This is a genomic window from Cupriavidus sp. DB3, from assembly GCF_020418465.1.
In the GTDB taxonomy this organism is placed as follows: domain Bacteria; phylum Pseudomonadota; class Gammaproteobacteria; order Burkholderiales; family Burkholderiaceae; genus Cupriavidus; species Cupriavidus cauae.
The window spans coordinates 286,804-309,688 of record NZ_JAIZPL010000004.1; the positions used below are offsets into that span (position 1 = coordinate 286,804).

Sequence of the window (22,885 nt, forward strand, 5' to 3'; positions counted from 1 at the left end):
CGCAAAAACTGCGCGCTTTGCACATTCGCGATGGCAGCGATGCAGGGCAGGGCAGCGCATAGACGGCGAAAAGACGGCGAAAAGACGGCAAACGAGCGGCAAACGAGCGGCAAACAGGCCTGGAACAAGCGGGGAACAAGCGGGGAACAAGGGACAACAAGGGGGAACAAGCGGCGAACGCGCGGCGCCAGGCGTCGGAACGCAATTTGCCTCCTCGTGCGAATCCATCTTTCGGAGGAGCGACGATGAACGATCCGCACGATTTGTCCGCGGCCGCCACGTCGGGGGCCGCGGAAATTGCCGGACGCCAGGACGCCGTGGCACACCGGACGCTGGACCTCGACGGCATGCGCGTCTTCTACCGCGAAGCCGGACCGAAGGACGCACCCGCGATCCTGCTGCCGCACGGCTACCCGTGCTCGTCCTATCAATATCGCCGTCTGCTGCCGGCGCTGGCCGACCGCTGGCACGCCGTGGCGCCGGATTTCCCGGGATTCGGCTACAGCGATACGCCGGACTTCGGGCAGTTCGGCTACGACTTCGACGCCTACGCGGCCTTTCTGCAGCGCTTCGCCGACGCGCTCGGCTTAAAGCGGTACGCGCTCTACTTGCACGACTACGGTTCCCAGATCGGACTGCGGCTCGCGATCCGCGCCCCCGAGCGGATCGCCGCGCTGATCGTGCAGAACGGCGACATCTACGAGGACGCGCTCGGGCCCAAGTACGAGACGATCCGGCGCTATTGGGACGACCCGTCGCCGGCCAATCGCGCGCCGCTCGAAGCCGCCGCCAGCGAGCATGGCTTTCGCGACGAGTTCATCGGCGAAATCCGGTCCGAACACGTGCCGCGACTGTCGCCCGATCTATGGACGCTGCATTGGCGCCTGATGGACACACCGGTCCGGCGCGAAGTGGCCGTGCGGCTGATGGAAGGGCTGAAGGCGAATCTCGACTGGTTCCCGCGCTACCAGGCCTATCTGCGCGAACACCAGCCACCCACGCTGATTCTCTGGGGGCCGCATGACGGCTATATGCCCGAGGCCGCGGGCCGTGCCTATCTGCGCGATCTGCCGCGCGCGGAACTGCATATGACCGACGGCGGGCATTGGCTGCTGGAGACGCATTTCGCGCAGGTATGTCCGCTGATCCGGGACTTCCTGGGGCGGGTGTGGAACGCAGCGTAGTGGGGTGCGTTCCGTCAAGCTGATGAGCGGGTGCCCTCTCCGTTTGGCGGGAGAGGGCAGGGAGGAAGAGAAGCGGAGAGGAAAGCGGAAAGGGAAACGGCCGCATGAAGCCCACGCCGTCGGCAAACAAGCCGCGGCTCTCCGCTCCCCGCCCCTTCGCTATTCCTCCTGGAACGCCTCCTCCCGCTTGGCCTTGACCGCGGGCAGCGCCACCACCGCCACCAGCGCGGCGGCCGCGACCAGCAGGCCCAGCGACAGCGGCCGCTCGATGAACACATGGAAGTCGCCCCGCGAGAGCAGCAGCGTGCGGCGGAAGTTCTCTTCCATCATCGGCCCCAGCACGAAGCCGAGCAGCAGCGGCGCGGGCTCGCAGCGCAGCTTCATGAAGACATAGCCGATCATCCCGCAGGCGGCAGCGACGAACACGTCGAACACGGTGTTGTTGACCGAATAGACGCCGATGCAGCAGAACGTCAGGATCGCCGGATAGAGGAAGCGGTACGGCACCTTCAGCAGCTTGACCCAGATGCCGATCAGCGGCAGGTTCAGGATCACCAGCGTCAGGTTGCCGATCCACATCGAAGCGATCAGGCCCCAGAACAGCGAGGGGTTGCTGGTCATCACCTGCGGGCCGGGCTGGATATTGTGGATCGTCATCGCGCCGACCATCAGCGCCATCACCGCATTGGACGGAATGCCCAGCGTCAGCAGCGGAATGAACGAGGTCTGCGCGGCCGCGTTGTTGGCCGATTCCGGTCCGGCCACGCCTTCGATCGCGCCCTTGCCGAATTCGTGCGGATGCTTCGAGGTCTTCTTTTCCAGCGAATACGCCGCGAACGACGACAGCGACGCGCCGCCGCCCGGCAACACACCCAGCGCCGAGCCGAGCGCGGTGCCGCGCAGCACGGCGGGAATCATGCGCCTGAAGTCTTCCCTGGTCGGAAACAGGTTGGTCACGCGGTCGGTAAAGGTCTCGCGCGACTCCCGCTGCTCCAGATTGACGATGATCTCGGCAAAGCCGAACAGGCCCATCGCCAGCCCGGTGATGTTGATGCCGTCGGTCAGCTCCGGGACGTCGAACGAGAAGCGCGCCACGCCCGAATTGACGTCGGTGCCGATCAGGCCGATCAGCAGGCCGAGCACGATCATCGCCACGGCCTTGACCAGCGAGCCCGACGCCAGCACCACGGCGCCGATCAGGCCCAGCACCATCAGCGAGAAATACTCGGCGGGACCGAACTTGAAGGCCAGCTCCGACAGCGGCGTCGCGAACGCGGCCAGGATCAGCGTGGCGACGCTGCCGGCAAAGAACGAACCCAGCCCCGCGGTCGCCAGCGCTACGCCCGCGCGGCCCTTGCGGGCCATCTGGTAGCCGTCCAGCGTGGTCACCACCGACGACGACTCGCCGGGCAGGTTGACCAGGATGGCGGTGGTCGATCCGCCGTACTGCGCACCGTAGTAGATGCCCGCCAGCATGATCAGCGCCGCCACCGGCGGCAGCGTGTAGGTGATCGGCAGCAGCATCGCGATCGTCGCCAGCGGCCCCAGGCCCGGCAGCACGCCGATCAGCGTCCCCAACACGCAGCCCAGCAGCGCATAGGCCAGGTTCTGCAGCGACAGCGCGGTGGAGAACCCCAGCGCCAGATGGTTGAGCAATTCCATAGCGCGGGCCTCCTCAAGCCGACAGGAAAGCCGGCCACACCGGCATTTGCAGATTGATGCCGTAGACGAAGGCAACCAGGCTGATGACCACCAGCACCGCGGCATTGAGCAGCGCCCCGCGCCAGGTGAACTCGTGGCTGGCCATCGACGCGATCAGCACCAGCAGGATCACCGACAGCACCATGCCGAGCGGCTTGAGCACCAGGCCGAACAGCACCACCGAGCCGAGCACCCACAGCACGGTGCGCAGGTCCCAGCGTGCGAGCCGGTCGGACTCGCCCTTTGGTGACATGGCGCCGATCGTCACCACCGCGCCCAACAGCGCCAGCACGATGCCGAGCCAGAACGGAAAGTAGCCGGGCCCCATGCGCGCCGCGGTGCCCATGGTGTAGCCGCGCGCGACCAGGGAAAAGCCGAGGCCGACGGCGATGAACATCAGGCCGGAGAAGAAATCGGTTTGTTTGCGTATTCGCATGATGGCGCCCGCAGGATTCGAAACGGTGAACGGAACAGCCATCCCCGCCTGTCTTGGCGCAGGCTTGTCGCGATGGCACTCGGGAATGTCGCGGCGCGCGGGCCCATATGCCGGCGCGGCGACGGCAGGCGACCCTCGTCGTGGCGAGGGCGGCTGCAGGTCAGGGCTGGCGGAAGTCCCGGTGACGGACCGGGACCAGCGCCCTCACGACGGTGCGGAACCGTCGATGGCTACGAAAGATACATCATGGCGTGATGTATTTGAACGCAAACAAGGGTAATTCCCGAGAAATTCACCGTGCCGGTGCCGGGTCAGGTGCGGGGGCATGCATGCGGGTTTGGCCCGATTGCAGCGGGCATTGGTGGCGCGATCCACGCGATCCACGCAGTCGGCCAGGCGCGGCGGCGCGAGCCGTCCCTGGCCGGCGTGGTCCGCGTTGTTGCCGCCGCCGTTGCTGCTGTTGCCGCTGCTTATGCGCCGCGCCCGGCGCTGTCACCGCTCGCGGAAGCGGGCGTATCGCCGATGGCGAAGTCGGCCATGTGTTCGAGCGCGCGGACCAGCCCCGAGTGGTCCCAGGCCTCGCCGCCGAGCGCTTCGCAGACATTGAACAGCTGCTGGCACGACGCGGTGCCGGGCAGGCTCAGGCCGAGCTTGCGGGCGGTCGACAGCGCGAGGTTCAGGTCCTTCTGATGCAGCGCGATCCGAAAGCCCGGATCGAAGGTGCGGCGGATCATCCGTTCGCCATGCACCTCCAGGATGCGCGAGCTGGCAAAGCCGCCCATCAGCGCCTGCCGCACGCGCGCCGGGTCGGCCCCGGCCTTCGCGGCCAGTACCAGCGCCTCGCCGACCGCCTCGATCGTCAGCGCGACGATGACCTGGTTCGCGACCTTGGCGATCTGCCCGTCGCCGACGCCGCCGACCAGCGTGATGTTCTTGCCCATCAGCTGCAGCAGCGGCAACACGCGATCGAACGCGGCCTGCTTGCCGCCCGCCATGATCGACAGCGTGCCGGCCTTGGCGCCGACCTCGCCGCCCGATACCGGCGCATCGACATAGTCGCAGCCGAGCGCTTCGATGCGTCCGGCGAACTCGCGCGTCTCGATCGGCGAGATCGAACTCATGTCGATCACCACCTTGCCGCCGGACAGCCCCGCCGCGACGCCGTTGTCGCCGAACAGCACGCGTTCGACGTCGGGCGTGTCCGGCAGCATCAGAATGACGATCTCCGCCTGCCGCGCGACCTCGGCCGCGTTCGCACAGGATTGCGCGCCGGCATCGAGCAGCGCCTGGGGTGGGCCGCTGCGGCTATGGACGTACAGCGTATGTCCGCCTTCGAGTAGATGCTGGGCCATCGGCGCGCCCATCACGCCCAGGCCGATGAATCCGATATTGCTCATCTGTCTGCCTCATCGATCGATCGGGAACCGCCGGCTCCGTCCAGCATCGTACGCTGGCGCGTCCGGCACCAGCGCCAGCATACGCCCTGTGGGCCATACGCCGGGCGATACTTCCGAGCGATACCCTTCAGCGATGCCACCGGCCGATGCTGCCGGGCCATGGCGCGGCGACATCGCCTGCAGGCGCTCAAGCGGGATCCATCACGAGCCGCGACAGCGGCCCCGGCGATGCGCCGCACCTGGCCTGCACCTGCGCCGCGGCATCGTCCAGCTGCGCCAGCGTGCCGCCGTCGACCGGGATGCCGTCGGCGCGCGCGTGCTGGCGTTCCCGCTCGGGATCGCCCGGCATGCGGATCGCATCGTGTCCCGGCTGCAAGGGCGACGACTTCAGCCAGTCGACGAACGCTTCCAGCTCGGCGCCGAAGCTGGTGCTGCCGGCGAGGCGCTCCGGATCGAACACGATCGCCAGCATGTTGTTCCAGATCGCATGCGGATGCGTCAGGGTCTCGGGCCGGACCGTATGGCCGCCGGTCACGGCCGCGCCCAGCAGCTCGCACATCACCGCCAGCGCATAGCCCTTGTGCTCGGCGAAGGGCCGCAGCGCGCCTTGCGGCTCGCCGTTCTGCGGATACATCACCGAGGCCAGCTCGGTCGCGGCGCCGTCGGCATCGAGCAGGCAGCCGGCCGGCACCGCCACGCCCTTGTTGTGGGCCACGCGGACCTTGCCCAGCGCGATCGCGCTGGTGGCGAAGTCCATCACCAGCGGCGGCTTGCCGGCGACCGGCACGCCGATCGTGAACGGATTGGTGCCATAGCGCGCCTGATAGCCGCCATGCGGCGCGACGATCGGCTTGGACAGCACGTTGACGAAGTGGATCGAAATCATGCCCGCGGAGGACGCCTGTTCCGCCCAATGGCCGACCCGTCCCAGATGGTGCGACTGGCGCAGTCCCATCACCGCCACGCCGTGCTCGCGGGCCCGCGCGATGGCGAGCGCCATCGCTTCCTCGGCCACCGCCGGTCCCATGCCGCGGTTGCCGTCCAGGCTCAGCATGCTGCCGGTGTCCTGCAGCACGCTGACGCGCCGGTTCAGCTGCAGCTGGTCGCCGAGCCAGGACTGCACGTACTTCGGGATCATGCCGACGCCGTGGGAATCGTGGCCGGTCAGGTTCGCCGTCACCAGATGGTCGGCGGTCAGCTGCGCCTCGCGATCGTCGGAGCCGGCGGCGCGCCACAGGTCGACGACCCATCGATGCAGGGAGGCAGGGGCAATGTGATGTTCGGTCATGGGTTCGGGATGCGAGGTGGGTGAAGAGAGCCGTGGGCTCCCGCGCGAGTTCAGCGGTCAATGATGGGGTATCCGGGCGTCGCATGCCAACCGGTCCGTCATTCGGACTCGAGGTTGGCTGTCGTGTCGTGCTGGTCAACAATGGCGTGTATGGCATGTCCCCGATGCATCGGGAGAAGCGCGCTCCGGGCCGCGTCAGCGGCGCGCCATCGCCCGGCGCACGCGACCAGCGATGGAAGATCGATAGCCTGACAGGCGGCGAATAGACGACCGATACACGACCGATAGACGACTGGTACACGACGATAGACGACGACCGATACGAGGAAAGCCCGATGACCAACGCATCTTCTGAAGTTCGCGCCCGCTATCACGCGGCCGCGCTGCGCGATATGGCTGTCGCCCTGCTGACGCGCGCCGGCATGCCGATCGATCGCGCCGGCGATGTCGCCGACATCCTGGTCGAAGGCGACCTGATGGGCCACGACACCCACGGCCTGCAGCTGCTGCCGGTCTATCTGGCGGAGATCGAGAGCGGCAGCATGCAGGTGGCGGGGGACTACGAGGTGATTTCCGAGCGCGCGGCCGTCGCCACCTGGGACGGCAAGCGCTTGCCAAGGCCGTGGCTGACCCTGCGCGCGCTCGATGTCGCGATCGAGAAGGCGAAGGCGTACGGCACCGGCACCGTGACCATCCGCCGCAGCCACCATATCGCCGCGCTGGCGGCCTATCTGGAGCGCGCGACCTCGCAGGGCCTGATGATGCTGCTGTACTCGTCGGCGCCGGCGGCGATGATGGTCGCGCCGTTCGGCGGCACACGGCCGCTGTTCTCGCCGAGCCCGATGGCGGCCGGCATCCCGACGCCGCGCGGGCCCGCGCTGATCGATGTCTCCACGTCGATCACCACGGTCGGTCTGACCACGCGCCTCTATCGCGAAGGCAAGCGCTTGCCGCACGCCTGGCTGATCGACGAGAACGGCGAGCCCAGCGACGACCCCGCCGTCCTGCAGGCGCCGCACAAGGGCTCGATCCTGCCGCTCGGCGGCCTGGACGTCGGACACAAGGGCTACGCGCTGTCGCTGATGGTCGAGGCGCTGACCGCGGGGCTGGCAGGGCACGGCCGCGACGACCCGGGCCAGCGCTGGGGCAATACGGTCTTTCTGCAGATCCTCGACCCGAAGGCATTCGCCGGGGAGGACGCGTTCGAACACCAGATGGGCTGGATCGCCGATGCCTGCGCGCAGAACCCGCCGCGGCCAGGCGTCGAACAGGTCCGGCTGCCGGGCTGGGCCGCGCTCGACAGAAAGGCCAGGCAGCTGGAGGAAGGCGTTGCGCTGAACCCGAGCATCGTGCCGCAGCTGGAGCCGTGGCTGCGGAAGTTCGGCACCGACATGCCGGAGCGGATGGGCTGAGCCCGGCCGCTCGGTTGTCGGGCTCGGTCGGCGGACTCAGTGATCCGGGATCAACCGTTTGCCCAGGGTGACGGTGGCATCGGCGGCATAGCCGAGCTGGCGATAGAAGGCGAGCACGGCTTCGTTGCCGGCGCGGACCTGCAGGTTCAGCTTCGGGCAGCCGCGTTCCATCAGCAGCCTCTCCGCCTCGGCCATCAACTGACGGCCATGACCGCGGTCCTGGAAATCGCCATGCACGGCGAGGTAATAGATCCAGCCGCGATGGCCGTCATAGCCGACCATGGCGGTCGCCACCAGCCTGCCGTCGACTTCGCCCACCAGGAACAACTCCGGCTGTTCGGCGAGCTTGCGCGCGATGTCGCGGTGCGGATCGTTCCATGGACGTGTGAGGCCGCAGTGCTTCCACAGGGATACCACTTCGGTTTCGTCGGACTCGCGGTAGGTGCGTATTTGCATGGGCGTTCAGCGGTTGCCGGGAAACGCCCAGTGTAGCGTCCCCTTCGCCCGCTCGCGCGCGGCCCCCAACCATGGCGGCCACGGCAACCATCTATCGCTGCTTGATCAGCAGGCTCTGCTGCGCCACGCCGATCGCGCCGGCTTCGTCGTACAGCGTCGAGGTGGTCAGCCCGATGCCGCTCGGCTGCGCGACCGTGACGGAATCCACGCCGACCCATTCGCCCTGCGGCGGCCGGTGCAGCGAGACGCTCAGGTCCGCGTTCGCGAACACGAAGCGATCGAGCGGCAGTGCCCAGCTGATGCCGTTGCCAAAGTCCGCGGCGGCCACCGCACGCGCGCTGGGCGGCGTGGGCCAGCCGTCGATCAGCGGCACTGCCAAGCGGAACCACGCGGCGGCCGGGCCGGGCTCGGCGACGCTGCCGCTCGCCACGCGGCTCTCCATTGCCGTGTAGTGGAACGAGGTCTGCTCGACCATGCCCGGGATGCGGATCGGCTCGCTTCACTGGTCCGGCAGCGGCAGCGGGCATGCGGCGGCGGCCGGGCTCAGGTCGATCGCCCGTTCGCGCATGAATACCGCGACGCCGCGCACGACCGGCTTGTCCTCATGCATCAGGCTCAAGGCCACGCGCCGCACCGAGCCGCCCGGCTGGATTTCGTGCGTGGCCTGCAGCGGCGCGATCGGTACGGGCCGCAGCAATTCCAGCGTCAGCCGCACCATCGACCATCCCGGCTCGTCGGCCATCGCGCGTTCGGCGATCGCAGCCAGCAGGCCGGCCGGCGCGCCGCCGTGCTGCGCATCCGGACTCCACGGCCCACGCGCCAGCGCCGTCGGCAGGATGCGATTGCCGACATAGGCGAATACGCTGTGCGGATCCAGCTCATTCTGCGACGCCACAGGCCACCTCCCGGATCGGTACGGTTTCGACGGCCAACTGGCGTGCCCAGCCGCGGAACCGAATGCGCGTGCATTCGTTCTTTCCGTCGAATTTTTTCCGAGTCTACAACCAGAATCTCAACCTTGCACGAAGAAATGAAAGCATAGATACTTCTTTCATGCCCTACCGTCGAACCCCCAAAGTCGAAGCCCGCCTGGCGGAAACCCGCGAGCGCATCATCAAGGCCGCGCTCAAGCTGGTCGCGCGTGGCGGCTACGCCGCCGCCAACATTCCGGCCATCGCCGCCGAGGTCGATATCTCGGCCGGCCTGATTTACCGCTACTTCGCCACCAAGGCGGATCTGTTCAACGAGGTGTTCAAGCGCGCCGCGCAGACCGAGATCGACGCCTGCGCAGCCGCGTTCGACACCGCAGGCACCGTGCGCGAGCGGCTGGCGCGGGTGGTCGAGACCTTTGCGCGGCGTGCCCTGCGCGGGCGCCAGCTGGCCTGGGCGCTGCTGGCCGAGCCGGTCGATCCGCCGATCGACGTGGCACGGATGCAGTTCCGCGAGCCCTACCGCGCGATCTTCGCCAGGCTGGTCCAGCAGGGCATCGAGGCGGGCGAGATCGCGCCGCAGCATCCGCACCTGGTCGGCACCGCCATCGTCGGCGCCATCGCGGAAACGCTGGTGGGGCCGCTCAGCGCGCCGCATCCGGACGAGGAAGACGTCGACCTGGTGGCGAGCCTCGTCGCCTTCTGCGTGCAATCCCTTGGACCGCAGCCCACTGCTGCCAACCCGTCAAGGAGAAGACGGCATGAGTGACTTCCATCAGGCCGCGCCGAAGCCCGGCAACCGCTTTCGTACCGATCCGACGCTGCGGCTGACGCTGGAGCGGCTGCTTCCGGTGGAGGTGTTCGCCGAGGCCAGCCCCTCGCTGGATCGCCTCGGCGAGCGCGCGGTCACCGAACTGCTGCCGCTGGCCGAGCAGGCCGAACGCAATCCGCCGCAGCACGTGCCCTACAACCCGTGGGGCCGGCGCGTCGACGAGCTGCGCGTCGATCCGGCGTGGCTGCGACTGGTGCAGATCGGCCAGGAGGAAGGGCTGGTCGCCTTGCCCTATGAAACGCCCTACGGCGAGCATTCCCGCGTGGTGCAGGCCGGGCTGGTCAACCTGTACGACCCCGCCTGCGCGGTGGCCGACTGCCCGCTGGTGATGACCGACGGCGCCGCGCGGCTGCTGCTGCAGCACGACCCGCAACTGGCGCGGCGCTATGTGCCGAAGCTGACCGCCCGGCACGAGGCGTGGACCTCGGGCCAATGGATGACCGAGAAGGAGGGTGGCTCGGACGTGGGCCGCAGCTCGACCACGGCGCGGCGGTCGAGCGACGGCAGGTGGTTGCTGAACGGCACCAAGTGGTTCACCTCGGCCACCACCGGGCAGGTGGCGCTGGCGCTGGCGCGGCCCGAGGGCGCGCAGGACGGCAGCCGCGGCCTGTCGCTGTTCCTGGTCGAGCAGCGCCGCCCGGACGGCAGCTGGAACGGCATCGAGGTCCGGCGGCTGAAGGACAAGCTGGGCACGCGCGCGCTGCCCACCGCCGAGCTGGACCTGAAGGACACCGTCGCGGTGCCGGTCGGCGAGATCGGACAGGGCGTCGGCAAGATGGCGGGCCTGCTCAATATCGCGCGACTGTGGGCCTCGTGGGGCGGCCCGGCGGGGGTCGGCCATCTGCTGGATCTGGCGCGCGACTACGCGGGCAAGCGCGAGGTCTTCGGCAAGCCGCTGGCGCAGCAGCCGATGCATCGCGCCTGGCTGGCGCGCATCGCCGCCGAATACGAGGCGATGCTCGCGCTCAATTTCCAGACCGCGGCGCTGATCGGTGCGGCCGAGCACGGGGCCGACGGCACGCTGTCGCGCCTGATGGCGCCTCTGACCAAGCTGGCCTGCGCGCGCCAGGCGGTCTGGGCCGGCAGCGAGCTGCTCGAGAGCTTCGGCGGCGCGGGCTATATCGAGGACACCGGCCTGCCGCGGCTGTTCCGCAATCTGCATGTGCATTGCATCTGGGAGGGCACGACCTCCGTGCTGGCGCACGACGTCCTGCGCGCGCTGCGCGCCTCCGAACATGGCGAGGCCTGGATCGAGGACGTGGTGCGGCGGCTGCGCGGGCTGTCGCTCGATGCGACGCGCGGCCTGCGCCAGCGGATCGAGAATGCGCTGGACACGCTGATTCCGATGATCAACGCGCCGGAGGAAGCGCAAGGCCGGCGCCTGGCATGGGGCATGGCGCGCACGTACCAGGCGGTGCTGCTGGGCGAGGCGGCGGAATGGCGCCTGCGGGTCAAGCGCGATGCGGCAGGGCTGGCCGCGGCCGAACTGTTCTGCGCCGACGGACTGGTGCCGGCGACGGTGTCGGCGATGTTGTCCGCAACCGGTGGCAGCGACATCGCCGCCGCGGTCGATGCGCTGGCGATGGGAACGGCGCGACCGCACGCCTGATGGCATCGGCCTGAATGGAATCACCGGGGAGGAAGCGGCAAGCCATACGGTAGACGACGGAAGACGAAACGGCCGAACCAGGAACGGCCTCAAGGAGGAGACACCATGTGGACGATCAATGAGGCGCTGGACAGCGTCGCCCGGCAGCGCAAGTCGGATATCGCCATCGTCGATGGCGCGCAGCGTATCCGCTACGACGAACTGCGACGGCGCGTCAAGCACACCGCCGCGTGGCTGCAGGCGCAAGGTATCGGCAAGGGCGACAAGGTCGCGCTGCACGGCCGCAATTCGGCCGCATGGGTGATCGCCTACTACGCGATCCTCGATATCGGTGCCGTCGCCGTACCGGTCAACCACAAGCTCGCCGCGCCCGAAACCGCCTATATCCTCGAACACAGCGAAAGCCGGCTGTGGCTGGTCGATGCCGACCTGCATCGGCAGCTGGACGGCGCGCCGCCGGCGTTTGCGCTGTCGCCCGCCGGCAATGAGGCGGGGCTGCCCCTGATGGCTCCGGAGGGCGGGGCGCACCCCTATCGGCCAGTCGGAGTCGAAGCCGACGATCTCGCCGAACTGCTGTACACCTCGGGCACCACCGGCAGGCCGAAGGGCTGCATGCACTCGCACGCCAACGTGATTCTCGCCGGCACGGGATCGAGCCTCGTCTATGGGCTGGGTCCTTCCGATCGCGTACTGCTGGCGATGCCGATCTGGCACAGCTTTCCGCTGAACAACCTGCTGGTCGGCAGCCTGTTCGTCGGCGCCACCGTGGTGCTGCTGCCCGAATATCATCCCGTGCGGTTTCTCGAGACGGTGCAGCAGGAGCGATGCACGCTGTTCTTCGGCGCGCCGATCGCGTACCTGATGGCGATGAAGATGGCACCGGATTTCGCCAGCTACGATCTGTCCAGCGTGCGCGCCTGGCTGTACGGCGGCGGCCCGATCGATGCCGGCACCGCCCGCGTGCTCGCCGAACGCTACCGCTCCGAGCGCTTCTATCAGGTCTTCGGCATGACCGAAACCGGCCCCACCGGTACCGCGCTGTTGCCGGAGGAGCAGGTCGTCAAGGCGGGCTCGATCGGACGCCACGCGGTCAGCGGCTGCACCATCAAGGTCATGCGCGACGAGCAGCACGAGGCCGGGCCCGGCGAGGTCGGCGAAATCTGGATGCGCTGCCAGTCGATGATGCAGGGCTACTACCGCGATCCCGCCGCGACCGCGGCGGCGTTTCACGATGGCTGGTATCGCACCGGCGACCTGGTGCGGATCGACGAGGACGGCTATCTGTTCATCGTCGACCGCGTCAAGGACATGATCGTCACCGGTGGCGAGAACGTCTATTCGAAGGAGGTCGAAGACGTGCTGGCGGGCCATCCGGCGATTTCCGAGGTGGCGGTGGTCGGCATGCCGCATCCCGAGTGGGGCGAGAGCGTGGCGGCCGTGGTGGTGGCCAAGGCCGATGCCAGCGTCGACGTCGAAGATATCCAGGCATACTGCGCCGAACGGCTGGCGAAGTACAAGGTGCCGCGGCAGGTGCGCGTCGTCGAGGCGATGCCGCGCACGCCGACTGGCAAGGTGATGAAGTACCAGTTGCGCGAGCGCTTGCGGACGGGTTGAACGCGCGAGTTTGAGGGGGGAGCGGGTGAAGTTGGGCGGTCTGCCGGTGCCTGCGGCAGTGCTTGCCGTGGTGCGTGCAGCGAGGCGCTGCATGGCGCCGCATGGCACCGCACGGCACCGCGGACCGTCCCGCGCTTCAATCGGTTTATCCTTGTGCCTTCCCCTGACTCAACGGATTACCGCAATGACCCGACTCCCCATCCTTGCTTCCTTCGCTTCGTTTGCTTCCCTCGCTTCGCTGCTTTCCTTCGGCGCGCTGGCCTTCGCCGCTCATGCCGCCGAACCGGCCCAGACCCTGCCTTCCGGCGTCTCGATCCAGCACCTGACCAAGGGCAACGGCGCCTCGCCCAAGGCCACTGATACCGTCAAGGTGCATTACCGCGGCACGTTGACCGACGGCACCGAATTCGACAGCTCGTACAAGCGCGGGCAGCCGATCTCGTTCCCGCTCAATCGCGTGATCCCGTGCTGGACCGAGGGCGTGCAGAAGATGCAGGTCGGCGGCAAGGCCAGGCTGGTGTGCCCGGGCAGCACCGCCTATGGCTCGCGCGGCGTGCCGGGGACGATCCCGCCGAATGCGACGCTGAATTTCGAGGTGGAGCTGCTCGGCATTGGCGGTTGAACGCGCCATTCCGGCAACATCTCCCGCTACGTCATTCGCTACGTCGGTCGCTACTTGGTGCTGACCGACCGCCGCGCGGCATCGCACTCCTCGCAGCCAACCTGAGGCGGATGCAGGAAGACGAGCGGATCGCGAGCCAACTGCTGCCGCACGACATCGACGATGTCCCGCGCCCGCATCAAGCGGGCGCCGGCATTGCCAACGGGGCCTTCACGTTGAAGGCCCTTTTCCTTGAGCCATCCGTCCACCAGATCGAAGCGCTGGCAGCAGTGGTCGTTTTCGAGATAGTCGATGCGAGCCGGCTTGCCGTCCCGCAGCACCGTGCAGTGATGCGGCACGCCGTAAGGCACGCCGGCCATCAGTTCGGCCAGATGGATCGTGGTGTTGGCGTCATGGCCCACGCCGAGCAGCAGCACCTGTCCATCGAGCTCGTGCACGCGGCCGACCGGGCTGGCCGGAATATGGGGCGGCAACGGCAAGGGATCCGCGGTGATTCGATGCGCCTGCGGTCCCGCCGCCGCGAAGGCAAACGGGTGGTGGCTGCGAACCACGTCGGGCAGTCGCCAGAAGGCATCGGCGACCGCGCCAAGGTCCGCCGATGCCGGCGTGGCGGCCGGGTCGAAGGGCGCGTCGTCGTCATCGCCCCACGACGGCATCACCAGCGTGCCGGCGGGGCCGACCGCTTCGCGCAGCGCCTCGATCAATCCTTGTGGGCCCCGTTGCACGGGCCTGATCGAGCGGAACGACGCGTGGACCAGCAGCACGGCGCCCGGAGGCACGCCGAGCGCGCGCAACTGGGTCACCAACTCGGCCTGTTGCCACGCGCGCGGATCATCGGGATGCCGCATATTTTTGTCCCCATTCGGCGACCGGCCCCAACGCCCGATTCAATGCCCGGCCGGCCGGCGTCAGCGAGTATTCCACACGCGGCGGTACCTCGTGAAACACCTCGCGGCGCACGATGCCGTCCGCCTCCATCTCGCGCAATTGCTGGATCAGCATCTTCTCGGTGATGCCATCGAGCAGTCGGCGAAGCTCTCCGGTCCGCAAGGGCTTGGCATGCAGCTCGTACAGGATCAGCGCCTTCCATTTGCCGCCGATCACTTCGAAAGCAGGGCCGATGCCGCAGTTGTAAGGCTGGCTGCGTTTCATTCTATTCATCTCCAATACTTACCAATTGGATAGTACCTGTCATTTTAGTGCGTACTTGACCATCAAAACCGTACATTCGCATACTGCGCCAACGCTTACACGAATGGAGTGCGCAGATGAAAACGGTAGCCGTGATCGGCCTCGGCCAGATGGGAACGAAACTCGCCAGCCTGCTGTTGCAGGCGGGCATGGAAGTGCATGTGTGGAACCGCACGCCGGACAAGGCCGCATCGTTGGCGAGCCATGGTGCCATCGTCGCGGATACGGCCGCACAGGCGGCGGCTGCAGCCGAAGCCGTCGTCATCTGCGTGCACGACTACGCGGTCACGCACGCCATCCTGTCGGCAGACGGGGTCAAGGAGGCGCTGAAGGGCAAGCTGGTGTTGCAGCTGACCACCGGAAGCCCGCAGGACGCGAAGGAGTTGGCGGCCGTGGCGCGCGAGGTGGGTGCCGGCTACCTGGACGGCGCCATCCAGGTCGCGCCCGAGCAGATGGGCCAGCCCGATACGACCATCCTCGTTTCCGGAAGCCGTGCGGCACATGCCGATGCGCGCGATCTGCTGGCGGCGCTCGGCGGCAATATCGTCTACCTCGGCGAAGACGCTGCCGCCGCGGCCACCATGGATCTGGCGACGCTGTCGTACGTCTATGGTGCGTCGATGGGCTTCTTCCAGGGCGCCGCGCTGGCGCAGGCCGAGGGGCTCGACGTCGGTGTCTATGGTGGCATCGTCGAGGCGATGTCTCCCTCGTTCGGCGCATTCCTGCGTCATGAGGGCAATGTCATCGAGAAGGGCGATTTCGCGATCTCGCAGAGTCCCTTGTCGATCTCGGTCGATGCCACCCGGCGCATCGAAGAGGCGATGCGTCGTCAGGGCCTACGGAGCGAATTGCCCGCGCTGATTGCGCAGCTGCTGCGCGACGCGGAAGAAGCGGGACATGCGAACGAAGAGTTCGCGGCCGTGACGAAGATCTTGAGGGGCGCGGCGGCACCGACGTCCGTCGGTTGAGCCGCTCACGTCAAGCTGTCTCCATTCTTTGTGGCAAGGCTGCGGGCGTGGCGCGCCGCCTCGTGTGCATGGCGCGCCAGCCCGGGCGATTCCGGCTTGGAGACTGATCTTGCCGGACCTGAAGCGGGGCAACAATGATGCGTCCGGCATATTACGCATCACCCGGCGGAATGGCGGCCGGCAGCTGGGTTGCCGGCGCGCACTGCGAAATCGATGCCCGTTGGCAGTGGCCGCACGCGGCGATACCATTGCCTTCGCCAGTCTGGATATAAGGAATCGAATCGATCGGTATCCCCGATTCGGTCCGCTGCGGCGCGGTCTTGGCGCGCGAGATGACCGGCATCGCCGTTGTCGAGCGGAAGAGTTCAACGTGATCGAGCAAATCGTCATCGTCGGCTTTGGCTGTATCGGGCAGGCCGTGCTGCCGCTGCTGCAGCGAACCTGGCCACGGGCGGCCATCACCGTGGTGGATCGCTCGCTGGACGATCGCCGTCGGCAGGTCGTGGCGGCGCACGATCTGCGCGCGGTGGAGGCCGGCATTACCGCGGACAATTTCGCGCCCGTCCTTGGCCCGCTGCTGCGCCCGGGGACCTTTCTGGTGAGTTTGGCGCCTTCCGTCTGCAGCCGCGACCTGATCGCACTGACGCAGCACCGCGGTGCCTTCTACATCGACGCCGGCATCGAGCCTTGGGACTATGCCGGCAACGCCCCCGCCTCGCAGCTGAGCAACTACGCGTTGCGCGAACGGATGCTGGCATTCGCCCGCGGCCGCGAGACGCTGCCGACTGCGCTGGTGGCGCATGGCGCCAACCCGGGCATGGTGTCGGTGCTGGTCAAGGCGGCCTTGATGGAGCTGGCGGGCCATGCCGGGCTGGAGGCGGTCGAACCGCGGCATCGCGCCGGCTGGGCCGCGCTCGCACGCCGTCTCGATCTACGGGTCATCCAGATCAGCGAATACGATAGCCAGCAAGCGCCGGGCTTCCCGCGCGATGGCGAATTCGCCAACACCTGGTCCGCGGAGGGCTTCATCACCGAATGCCTGCAGGACGCGGAACTCGGATGGGGAACGCATGAGCCCGCGCTGCCCCCCGGCGGCTACCGCCACAGTGACGGCTGCGGTGCGGCGATCGCGATCAATCGGCCGGGACATCGCACGCGCGTTCGCTCATGGTCGCCGGCGCACGGACCGTTCGACGCCTACCTGATCACGCACAACGAATCGATCTCGATCGCGGCCTACCTTACCGACGATGGTGCCCAGGGCGCCGGTGCGGCCGATGCAGCCGATGCAGCCGGCCGGCCCCCGTATCGTCCCACCGTCTACTACGCCTACCGCCCCACCGCCGCCACGCTCGCCTCGATGCAGTGGCTCGACGACCGGACCGCCACGCGCGTACGCGGCGCACGCATCCTGCGCGACGAAATTGTCAGCGGCGAGGACGAACTCGGCGTGCTGCTGCTCAGCGGCCGATACGGCGGCATCTGGTACGGCTCGCACCTCGGCATCGAGCGAGCGCGCACGCTGGTACCTTACAACTCGGCGACGAGTCTGCAGGTCGCCTCCAGCCTGGTGGCCGGAATGCGCTGGGTGCTGGCGAACCAGCGGCGCGGCGTGGTGGAGTCCGAAGCGGTGGACTTCCGTTCCGTACTCGCCGACGCAGCGCCCTGGTGGGCGCCGCTGGGCGGGCATGTCACGGACTGGCAGCCGAAGCCGGGGGCGAGGTCCCTGGTGATCGCGGACTTCCTGCTGGACTAGCGACGGCGGCCCGGCTGCGGATCGTCAGCTCGCCGCTCGCCGCCGGACCGTCTCAGCCCACCGGGATCGGCGTGGCCGCGATGCTCTCGTTGAAGCCATTGACGAACGCATGCTCTGCGGCGCCGGGGTTGTCGCGCAACGGACGTGCCGCTTCGACCAGCACTTCTTCCGCATCGGTCGCCAGGGCCGCCATGGTTTGCTCGATGAAGGCATCGAGCGGCATCGCGCGCGGGTCGTCGCTCTTCTGGATCAGGTCCGTGTTGACCCAGGGCGGCGCGATTTCCTGCACGCGCACCGAGGTGTGGCGCAACATGAAGCGCTGGGACAGCGCGTAGGAATGCAGCGCGGCCTTGGTCGCCGAGTACACCGCGGTGTTGGCAAGCGGCACGTAGGCCAGCACCGACGTGTTGTGGATCACCACCGAGCGCGGCTGGCGCTTCAGGTGTTCGATCAGCGCCGAGGTCATGCGGATCGGGCCAAGCAGGTTGGTGGTCACGGTGGCCTGCATGGTCGCCTCGTCGATCGCGGCGTCGGCCTGATCGAAGGGCATGATGCCGGCGTTGTTGATCAGCACGTTGAGCCCGGGATAGCGGGCAGTCAGCTCGCTTGCCGCGCGCGCGATGCTTGCGGGGTCGGCGATATCCAGCTCCACCGCGTCGATGCCCGGGTTGGCCTTGGTCACTTCGTCCAGCAGATGCTTGCGGCGGCCGCCGATGATGACCTGGTTGCCGAGCTTGTGGAACGCTTCCGCCAGGGCGCGGCCGATGCCGGAGGTGCCGCCGGTGATGAAGATGGTGTTGTCGGTGAGTTGCATGTCGATGTCCTGTATCGCTGTATCGGTCAAAGGGGATTCGGCAGCTCGCACTGGAGCCCATTGGCCCTGCCGTGCCGCCGGTGCCCGATGCGTTGCCGTCCGAGCTCATTCTGGTGGAAACCGGAGATGGCTCAAATGACCAGAAAACCGCAATAAGGGACACGGAGAAAGGCCGGCCGATTGGCGGCCCTGCCGCTACAATGGCCGGCATCCAATTGGCGGAACCCTCCAAAGGGGACATCATGAGCGCGCGCATTGCCCTGGTCGTCTATCCCGGCTTTCAGATCCTCGACATGGCGGCACTGACCGTCTTCGAGCTGGCGAACGAGCTGTCGTCGCAACCGCGCTACGAGATTGCGGTGGTGTCCGCCGACGGCGGCATGGTGGCCGGATCGTCGCGCGTCAAGATCGAGACGCAGGCAATCGGCCGGCGGCACTACGACACCTTGCTGGTCGCCGGCACCACGACGCAGGCCCCCACCGAGCCCGCGCTGATCGCGCAGTTGCGACGAGCGGCGCCACGCGCCAGGCGCATCGCCAGCATCTGCACCGGTGCCTTCATCGTGGCGGAGGCGGGACTGCTGGACGGACGCCGGGCCACAACGCACTGGGCGCTGGCGCGCGAACTGCAGCAGCGTTTTCCCGCGGTGCAGGTCGATGAGGACAAGATCTTCGTCAACGACGGGCCGGTGTGGACGTCGGCGGGCATGACGGCCTGCATCGACCTCGCGCTGGCCCTGGTGATGGCGGACCTCGGCGATGCGCTGGCCAAATCCATCTCGCGGATGATGGTGGTGCATTACCGCCGTACGGGCGGGCAATCGCAGTTCTCCACGCTGGCTGCGCTCGAGCCCAAGTCCGATCGCATCCGGCTCGCGCTCGACTTCACGCGCGAACATCTGCACGAGCCGTTATCGGTCGAACAGCTTGCCGAGCACGTGCATTGGAGCAAGCGGCATTTCAGCCGGGCGTTCCAGGCGCAGACGGGCATGTCGCCGGCAAAGGCGATCGAGAAGCTCCGGCTCGAGGCGGCCCATGCGCTGATCGAGGCAGGAGAGACCTCGATCGGCAGAGTCGCGTCGCAAACGGGATTCGGCGACGAGGAACGGATGCGGCGGGCCTTCCTGCGCTCGCTCGGCAGGCCGCCGCAGGCGCTGGTACGGGAAGCGCGGGCGCGCCGCGGCGGCGACGGCTTTGCGGGCGCAGGGGCATTGCGCGCGGCATAGTGCGCGGCATAGTGCGCGGCATAGTGCGCGGCCTGGCAGCCGACCGACCTGCAACAGTGCCGTGGCGAGTCTTGTGCCACGGGCATACGCGGACAACAATACGGTCCGCACACAAGGAGGCAAACCAGTGACCACCGCACACGTCTTCATCGCCACCAGCCTCGATGGCTTCATCGCCCGCCCCGACGGCGATATCGGCTGGCTGCTGCAGCGCGACGATCCCGACGAGGACCATGGCTACACGGAATTCATCGCGGACAAGGACCTGATCGTGATGGGACGCGGCAGCTATGAGAAGGTGCTGAGGTTCGATCCATGGCCTTACGACCGGCCCGTGCTCGTGCTGTCCAGGCAATTGGCGGACACGCCGGTGCCCGAGGCGCTGAAGGGCAAGGTCCGCTTTGCCAACTGGACGCCGACGGATGCAATGGAGGCACTGGCGCGCGAGAACGTGCGTCGCGTCTATGTCGACGGCGGGCAGCTGGTGCAGTCGTTCCTGCGCGACGGCCTGATCGCGGACATGGTGATCACCACGGTGCCGGTGCTGATCGGCTCCGGCAGGCCGTTGTTCGGCGCACTGCCGCACGACATCGACCTTGCGCTGGTATCGAGCCGCAGCTTTCCTTCGGGGCTGGTGCAGTCGACTTATCGGGTGATGCCTTGAATGTCCTGAATGCCCCGAGTCTTCTGAATCTTCTGAGCCGGCCATAAAAAAACGCCCGGCCGTTGAACGGTCGGGCGTCTTGCCTCGGCTTGAACAGGCCGCCATGCTACGGCGCTGCGCGATCACACATCGATATTGCGTGCCACCAACGCATTCGACTCGATGAAGTTGCGGCGCGGCTCTACCTCGTCGCCCATCAGCGTCGTGAAGATCTGGTCGGCCGCGATCGCGTCCTCGATCTGCACCTTCAGCAGGCGGCGCTGCGTGACGTCCAGCGTCGTTTCGAACAGCTGCTCGGGGTTCATCTCGCCCAGGCCCTTGTAGCGCTGGCGGGACACGCCGCGCTCGGCTTCCGACAGCAGCCACTGCATCGCGCCGTGGAAGTCGTTGACGGTCTGCTCGCGCATCTTCTCGCCTTCGCCGCGGCGAACCTTGGTGCCGACCGGAATCAGGCCCTGGAAGGTCTTGGCGGCGAGCGCCAGCGCGGCGTAGTCGGCGCCATGGACGAAGTCGGAATCGATGTGCGACAGGCGCACGTTGCCGTGATGGCGGCGGGCCACCATCAGGCGGTGCTTCTCGTTCTTCTCGTCGAACTGCGCGTAGACGTCGGCGGTGCCGTCGTCATTGACCGCGGCGCCGTTCAGGCGCTTGGCGTGCATTTCCGACAGCTTGGCCTTCAGCGCGCGGGCCGAGGCCTCGGCGGCTTCGGCGGAGTCCAGGTTCAGTTCGACGCCGTCGGCGATCGCGCGCAGCGCGTCGCTGTCGACCACGCGCGACAGGCGGCCGATCACCGCTTCGGCCAGCTGGTACTGGCGCGCCAGTTCGGTCAGCGCTTCGCCGGTGATCTCGCTGCCGTCCGGGCGCAGCAGGCTGGCCTTTTCCATCGCCAGGCGCAGCATGTACGCGTTCAGCTCGTTGTCGTCCTTGATATAGCGCTCGTCCTTGCCGTGCTTGACCTTGTACAGCGGCGGCTGCGCGATATAGACATAGCCGCGCTCGATGATGTCGGGCATCTGCCGGTAGAAGAAGGTCAGCAGCAGCGTGCGGATGTGCGAGCCGTCGACGTCCGCATCGGTCATGATGATGATGCGGTGATAACGCAGCTTGTCGAGGTTGTAGTCGTCCTTGCCGATGCCGGTGCCCAGCGCGGTGATCAGCGTCAGCACTTCCTGGCTCGACAGCATCTTGTCGAAGCGCGCGCGCTCGACGTTCAGGATCTTGCCCTTGAGCGGCAGGATCGCCTGGAACTTGCGGTCGCGGCCCTGCTTGGCGGAGCCGCCTGCGGAGTCGCCCTCGACCAGGAACAGTTCGGACAGCGCCGGATCGCGTTCCTGGCAGTCGGCGAGCTTGCCGGGCAGGCCCATGCCGTCGAACGCGCCCTTGCGGCGGGTCATTTCGCGGGCCTTGCGCGCGGCCTCGCGCGCGCGCGCGGCGTCGACGATCTTGCCGCAGATGATCTTGGCGTCGTTCGGCGTTTCCAGCAGGAAGTCGCCCAGCGCCTTCGATACCAGTTCCTCGACCGGCAGCCGCACTTCGGACGACACCAGCTTGTCCTTGGTCTGCGAGCTGAACTTGGGCTCGGGCACCTTGACCGACAGCACGCACGACAGGCCTTCACGCATGTCGTCGCCGGTGGTCTCGACCTTGGCCTTCTTGGCGATCTCGTTTTCTTCGATGTACTTGTTGATGACGCGCGTCATCGCCGCGCGCAGGCCGGTCAGGTGGGTACCGCCATCGCGCTGCGGAATATTGTTGGTGAAGCAGAGCACCTGCTCGTTGAAGCCGTCATTCCACTGCATCGCCACTTCGACGGTAATGCCTTCCTTCTCGGCATTCGCGTAGAAGATATTCGGATGCAGCACCGACTTGGCGCGATTGATGTATTCGACGAAACCCTTCACGCCGCCGGAGAAGGCGAAATCCTCTTCCTTGCCGGTGCGCTGGTCGGTCAGGCGAATATGCACGCCGTTATTCAGGAACGACAGTTCGCGGATGCGCTTGGACAGGATCTCGTAGTGGAACTCGACGTTGGTGAAGATTTCCTGGTCGGCGAGGAAGTGGACCTCGGTGCCGCGCTTGTCGGTCGGGCCGAGCACCTTCATCGGCGAGACTTCGACCGGCTGTCCGTCCGGGCCGTTGACCGTTTCGACGATGCGGTTCTGCACCGCGCCCTGGGCAAATTCGATGAAATGCGCCTGGCCGTCGCGGCGCACCGTCAGGCGCAGCCATTTCGACAGCGCGTTGACGCAGGACACGCCGACGCCGTGCAGGCCGCCCGAGACCTTGTAGCTGTTCTGGTTGAACTTGCCGCCAGCATGCAGCTCGGTCATCGCGATTTCCGCGGCGCTGCGCTTGGGCTCGTGCTTGTCGTCGAACTTGATGCCGGACGGAATGCCGCGGCCGTTGTCGATGATCGAGATCGAGTTGTCGGTGTGGATCGTGACCTGGATTTCCGTGCAGTAGCCGGCCAGCGCTTCGTCGATGGAGTTGTCCAGCACCTCGAACACGAGGTGATGCAGGCCGGTGCCGTCCGAGGTGTCGCCGATATACATGCCCGGCCGCTTGCGTACCGCCTCCAGGCCTTCCAGGATCTGGATCGAGGAGGCGCCGTAGCTGTTTTCCTGTTGCGGGTTCTGCTGTTGGGTCATGTTTTCCTACTCACGGCAAATGCGGGGAGCGCGGCGCGCCGGGTTACGACGCGGCCATCGGCCCTCCGCATGGCGGTTACATAAAAACGGCAAAGGGGCGGATCGCCATGATCCTGCCCCTGCTACTGCGGGTCGGTC

The 22,885-nt window shown here is 67.3% G+C and carries 21 protein-coding genes; 10 read left to right on the forward strand and 11 right to left on the reverse strand.

Annotated features, from left to right (window positions below; genetic code table 11):
• Nucleotides 1-347: 347 nt before the first annotated feature.
• Entirely contained in the window at nucleotides 348-1,184 is an 837-nt protein-coding gene (locus tag K7G19_RS14770; RefSeq protein ID WP_370639560.1) for an alpha/beta fold hydrolase, read from the forward strand.
• 159 nt (nucleotides 1,185-1,343) lie between these two features.
• Here the strand turns inward: K7G19_RS14770 and K7G19_RS14775 are convergent, their stop codons facing one another.
• From K7G19_RS14775 to K7G19_RS14790, 4 genes are all read right to left on the reverse strand, one after another.
• Entirely contained in the window at nucleotides 1,344-2,846 is a 1,503-nt protein-coding gene (locus K7G19_RS14775; RefSeq protein ID WP_150083211.1) for a tripartite tricarboxylate transporter permease, read from the reverse strand.
• 13 nt (nucleotides 2,847-2,859) lie between these two features.
• The gene (locus K7G19_RS14780; protein ID WP_149317382.1) at nucleotides 2,860-3,321 is read right to left on the reverse strand and encodes a tripartite tricarboxylate transporter TctB family protein; all 462 of its coding nucleotides are present in this window, start codon (nucleotides 3,319-3,321) and stop codon (nucleotides 2,860-2,862) included.
• A gap of 470 nt (nucleotides 3,322-3,791) precedes the next feature.
• Nucleotides 3,792-4,718 (reverse strand): 2-hydroxy-3-oxopropionate reductase, encoded by a 927-nt coding sequence (locus K7G19_RS14785; RefSeq protein ID WP_150083212.1) that lies wholly within the window; start codon nucleotides 4,716-4,718, stop codon nucleotides 3,792-3,794.
• A 187-nt stretch (nucleotides 4,719-4,905) separates the two neighbouring features.
• Nucleotides 4,906-6,006: a malate/lactate/ureidoglycolate dehydrogenase gene (locus K7G19_RS14790; RefSeq protein WP_226107887.1), complete on the reverse strand. Its 1,101-nt coding sequence runs from the start codon at nucleotides 6,004-6,006 to the stop codon at nucleotides 4,906-4,908.
• A gap of 335 nt (nucleotides 6,007-6,341) precedes the next feature.
• On the opposite strand from K7G19_RS14790, the gene K7G19_RS14795 reads away from it, so the two are divergent.
• Nucleotides 6,342-7,418 carry an Ldh family oxidoreductase gene (locus K7G19_RS14795; protein ID WP_226107889.1) on the forward strand — a complete coding sequence of 359 codons (1,077 nt, stop codon included), beginning with the start codon at nucleotides 6,342-6,344 and terminating at the stop codon, nucleotides 7,416-7,418.
• A gap of 36 nt (nucleotides 7,419-7,454) precedes the next feature.
• Here K7G19_RS14795 and K7G19_RS14800 read toward each other — a convergent pair whose 3' ends face one another.
• The 3 genes from K7G19_RS14800 to K7G19_RS25110 form a co-directional block, all read right to left on the reverse strand.
• Nucleotides 7,455-7,874 carry a GNAT family acetyltransferase gene (locus tag K7G19_RS14800; RefSeq protein ID WP_226107891.1) on the reverse strand — a complete coding sequence of 140 codons (420 nt, stop codon included), beginning with the start codon at nucleotides 7,872-7,874 and terminating at the stop codon, nucleotides 7,455-7,457.
• A gap of 91 nt (nucleotides 7,875-7,965) precedes the next feature.
• The gene (locus K7G19_RS25105) at nucleotides 7,966-8,349 is read right to left on the reverse strand and encodes a hypothetical protein (RefSeq protein ID WP_370639547.1); all 384 of its coding nucleotides are present in this window, start codon (nucleotides 8,347-8,349) and stop codon (nucleotides 7,966-7,968) included.
• A gap of 24 nt (nucleotides 8,350-8,373) precedes the next feature.
• Nucleotides 8,374-8,769, reverse strand: a complete 396-nt coding sequence (locus K7G19_RS25110; protein ID WP_370639548.1) for an acyl-CoA thioesterase domain-containing protein — start codon at nucleotides 8,767-8,769, stop codon at nucleotides 8,374-8,376.
• A 158-nt stretch (nucleotides 8,770-8,927) separates the two neighbouring features.
• Here K7G19_RS25110 and K7G19_RS14810 point away from each other — a divergent pair, with 158 nt between their 5' ends.
• The 4 genes from K7G19_RS14810 (at nucleotide 8,928) to K7G19_RS14825 (ending at nucleotide 13,480) form a co-directional block, all read left to right on the forward strand.
• Nucleotides 8,928-9,572, forward strand: coding sequence for a TetR/AcrR family transcriptional regulator (locus K7G19_RS14810; protein ID WP_149317376.1), 645 nt, complete (start codon nucleotides 8,928-8,930; stop codon nucleotides 9,570-9,572).
• Entirely contained in the window at nucleotides 9,565-11,244 is a 1,680-nt protein-coding gene (locus K7G19_RS14815) for an acyl-CoA dehydrogenase family protein (RefSeq protein WP_226107893.1), read from the forward strand. The genes K7G19_RS14810 and K7G19_RS14815 overlap by 8 nt, the downstream gene beginning before the upstream one ends.
• Before the next feature lie 105 nt (nucleotides 11,245-11,349).
• Nucleotides 11,350-12,858: a class I adenylate-forming enzyme family protein gene (locus tag K7G19_RS14820; protein WP_149317374.1), complete on the forward strand. Its 1,509-nt coding sequence runs from the start codon at nucleotides 11,350-11,352 to the stop codon at nucleotides 12,856-12,858.
• A 184-nt stretch (nucleotides 12,859-13,042) separates the two neighbouring features.
• Nucleotides 13,043-13,480, forward strand: a complete 438-nt coding sequence (locus tag K7G19_RS14825; RefSeq protein ID WP_226107895.1) for an FKBP-type peptidyl-prolyl cis-trans isomerase — start codon at nucleotides 13,043-13,045, stop codon at nucleotides 13,478-13,480.
• Nucleotides 13,481-13,530: 50 nt separating this feature from the next.
• Here K7G19_RS14825 and aac(3)-IVb read toward each other — a convergent pair whose 3' ends face one another.
• Both aac(3)-IVb and K7G19_RS14835 read right to left on the reverse strand, forming a co-directional pair.
• Nucleotides 13,531-14,328: an aminoglycoside N-acetyltransferase AAC(3)-IVb gene (gene aac(3)-IVb / locus K7G19_RS14830; RefSeq protein WP_226107897.1), complete on the reverse strand. Its 798-nt coding sequence runs from the start codon at nucleotides 14,326-14,328 to the stop codon at nucleotides 13,531-13,533.
• Nucleotides 14,312-14,632 (reverse strand): helix-turn-helix domain-containing protein, encoded by a 321-nt coding sequence (locus tag K7G19_RS14835; protein WP_149317371.1) that lies wholly within the window; start codon nucleotides 14,630-14,632, stop codon nucleotides 14,312-14,314. Before K7G19_RS14835 ends, aac(3)-IVb begins: the two co-directional genes overlap by 17 nt.
• An 83-nt stretch (nucleotides 14,633-14,715) precedes the next feature.
• Between K7G19_RS14835 and K7G19_RS14840 the strand changes: the two genes are divergently transcribed.
• Together K7G19_RS14840 and K7G19_RS14845 are read left to right on the forward strand one after the other, a co-directional pair.
• On the forward strand, nucleotides 14,716-15,639 hold the full coding sequence (locus tag K7G19_RS14840) for an NAD(P)-dependent oxidoreductase (protein WP_226108168.1): 924 nt from the start codon (nucleotides 14,716-14,718) through the stop codon (nucleotides 15,637-15,639).
• Nucleotides 15,640-15,748: 109 nt separating this feature from the next.
• Nucleotides 15,749-17,395 (forward strand): saccharopine dehydrogenase NADP-binding domain-containing protein, encoded by a 1,647-nt coding sequence (locus K7G19_RS14845; protein WP_226107898.1) that lies wholly within the window; start codon nucleotides 15,749-15,751, stop codon nucleotides 17,393-17,395.
• Between the two features lie 52 nt (nucleotides 17,396-17,447).
• On the opposite strand, the gene K7G19_RS14850 is transcribed toward K7G19_RS14845, so the two are convergent.
• Nucleotides 17,448-18,209, reverse strand: coding sequence for an SDR family oxidoreductase (locus tag K7G19_RS14850; RefSeq protein ID WP_226107900.1), 762 nt, complete (start codon nucleotides 18,207-18,209; stop codon nucleotides 17,448-17,450).
• Between the two features lie 242 nt (nucleotides 18,210-18,451).
• Between K7G19_RS14850 and K7G19_RS14855 the strand changes: the two genes are divergently transcribed.
• Nucleotides 18,452-19,435 carry a GlxA family transcriptional regulator gene (locus K7G19_RS14855; protein ID WP_226108170.1) on the forward strand — a complete coding sequence of 328 codons (984 nt, stop codon included), beginning with the start codon at nucleotides 18,452-18,454 and terminating at the stop codon, nucleotides 19,433-19,435.
• A 127-nt stretch (nucleotides 19,436-19,562) separates the two neighbouring features.
• Nucleotides 19,563-20,099: a dihydrofolate reductase family protein gene (locus K7G19_RS14860; RefSeq protein ID WP_226107902.1), complete on the forward strand. Its 537-nt coding sequence runs from the start codon at nucleotides 19,563-19,565 to the stop codon at nucleotides 20,097-20,099.
• Nucleotides 20,100-20,221: 122 nt separating this feature from the next.
• Here K7G19_RS14860 and gyrB read toward each other — a convergent pair whose 3' ends face one another.
• A complete protein-coding gene (gene gyrB, locus K7G19_RS14865) occupies nucleotides 20,222-22,747 on the reverse strand; it encodes a DNA topoisomerase (ATP-hydrolyzing) subunit B (RefSeq protein ID WP_149317366.1) in 2,526 nt (841 codons plus the stop codon).
• Nucleotides 22,748-22,885: the final 138 nt, after the last annotated feature.

Coding starts and splice junctions, on each gene's coding strand:
- K7G19_RS14770 (WP_370639560.1), top strand. CDS start 348: ATGCGCGTCTTCTACCGCGAAGCCGGACCGAAGGACGCACCCGCGATC.
- K7G19_RS14775 (WP_150083211.1), bottom strand. CDS start 2,846: ATGGAATTGCTCAACCATCTGGCGCTGGGGTTCTCCACCGCGCTGTCG.
- K7G19_RS14780 (WP_149317382.1), bottom strand. CDS start 3,321: ATGCGAATACGCAAACAAACCGATTTCTTCTCCGGCCTGATGTTCATC.
- K7G19_RS14785 (WP_150083212.1), bottom strand. CDS start 4,718: ATGAGCAATATCGGATTCATCGGCCTGGGCGTGATGGGCGCGCCGATG.
- K7G19_RS14790 (WP_226107887.1), bottom strand. CDS start 6,006: ATGACCGAACATCACATTGCCCCTGCCTCCCTGCATCGATGGGTCGTC.
- K7G19_RS14795 (WP_226107889.1), top strand. CDS start 6,342: ATGACCAACGCATCTTCTGAAGTTCGCGCCCGCTATCACGCGGCCGCG.
- K7G19_RS14800 (WP_226107891.1), bottom strand. CDS start 7,874: ATGCAAATACGCACCTACCGCGAGTCCGACGAAACCGAAGTGGTATCC.
- K7G19_RS25105 (WP_370639547.1), bottom strand. CDS start 8,349: ATGGTCGAGCAGACCTCGTTCCACTACACGGCAATGGAGAGCCGCGTG.
- K7G19_RS14810 (WP_149317376.1), top strand. CDS start 8,928: ATGCCCTACCGTCGAACCCCCAAAGTCGAAGCCCGCCTGGCGGAAACC.
- K7G19_RS14815 (WP_226107893.1), top strand. CDS start 9,565: ATGAGTGACTTCCATCAGGCCGCGCCGAAGCCCGGCAACCGCTTTCGT.
- K7G19_RS14820 (WP_149317374.1), top strand. CDS start 11,350: ATGTGGACGATCAATGAGGCGCTGGACAGCGTCGCCCGGCAGCGCAAG.
- K7G19_RS14825 (WP_226107895.1), top strand. CDS start 13,043: ATGACCCGACTCCCCATCCTTGCTTCCTTCGCTTCGTTTGCTTCCCTC.
- K7G19_RS14835 (WP_149317371.1), bottom strand. CDS start 14,632: ATGAAACGCAGCCAGCCTTACAACTGCGGCATCGGCCCTGCTTTCGAA.
- K7G19_RS14850 (WP_226107900.1), bottom strand. CDS start 18,209: ATGCAACTCACCGACAACACCATCTTCATCACCGGCGGCACCTCCGGC.
- K7G19_RS14855 (WP_226108170.1), top strand. CDS start 18,452: ATGAGCGCGCGCATTGCCCTGGTCGTCTATCCCGGCTTTCAGATCCTC.
- gyrB (WP_149317366.1), bottom strand. CDS start 22,747: ATGACCCAACAGCAGAACCCGCAACAGGAAAACAGCTACGGCGCCTCC.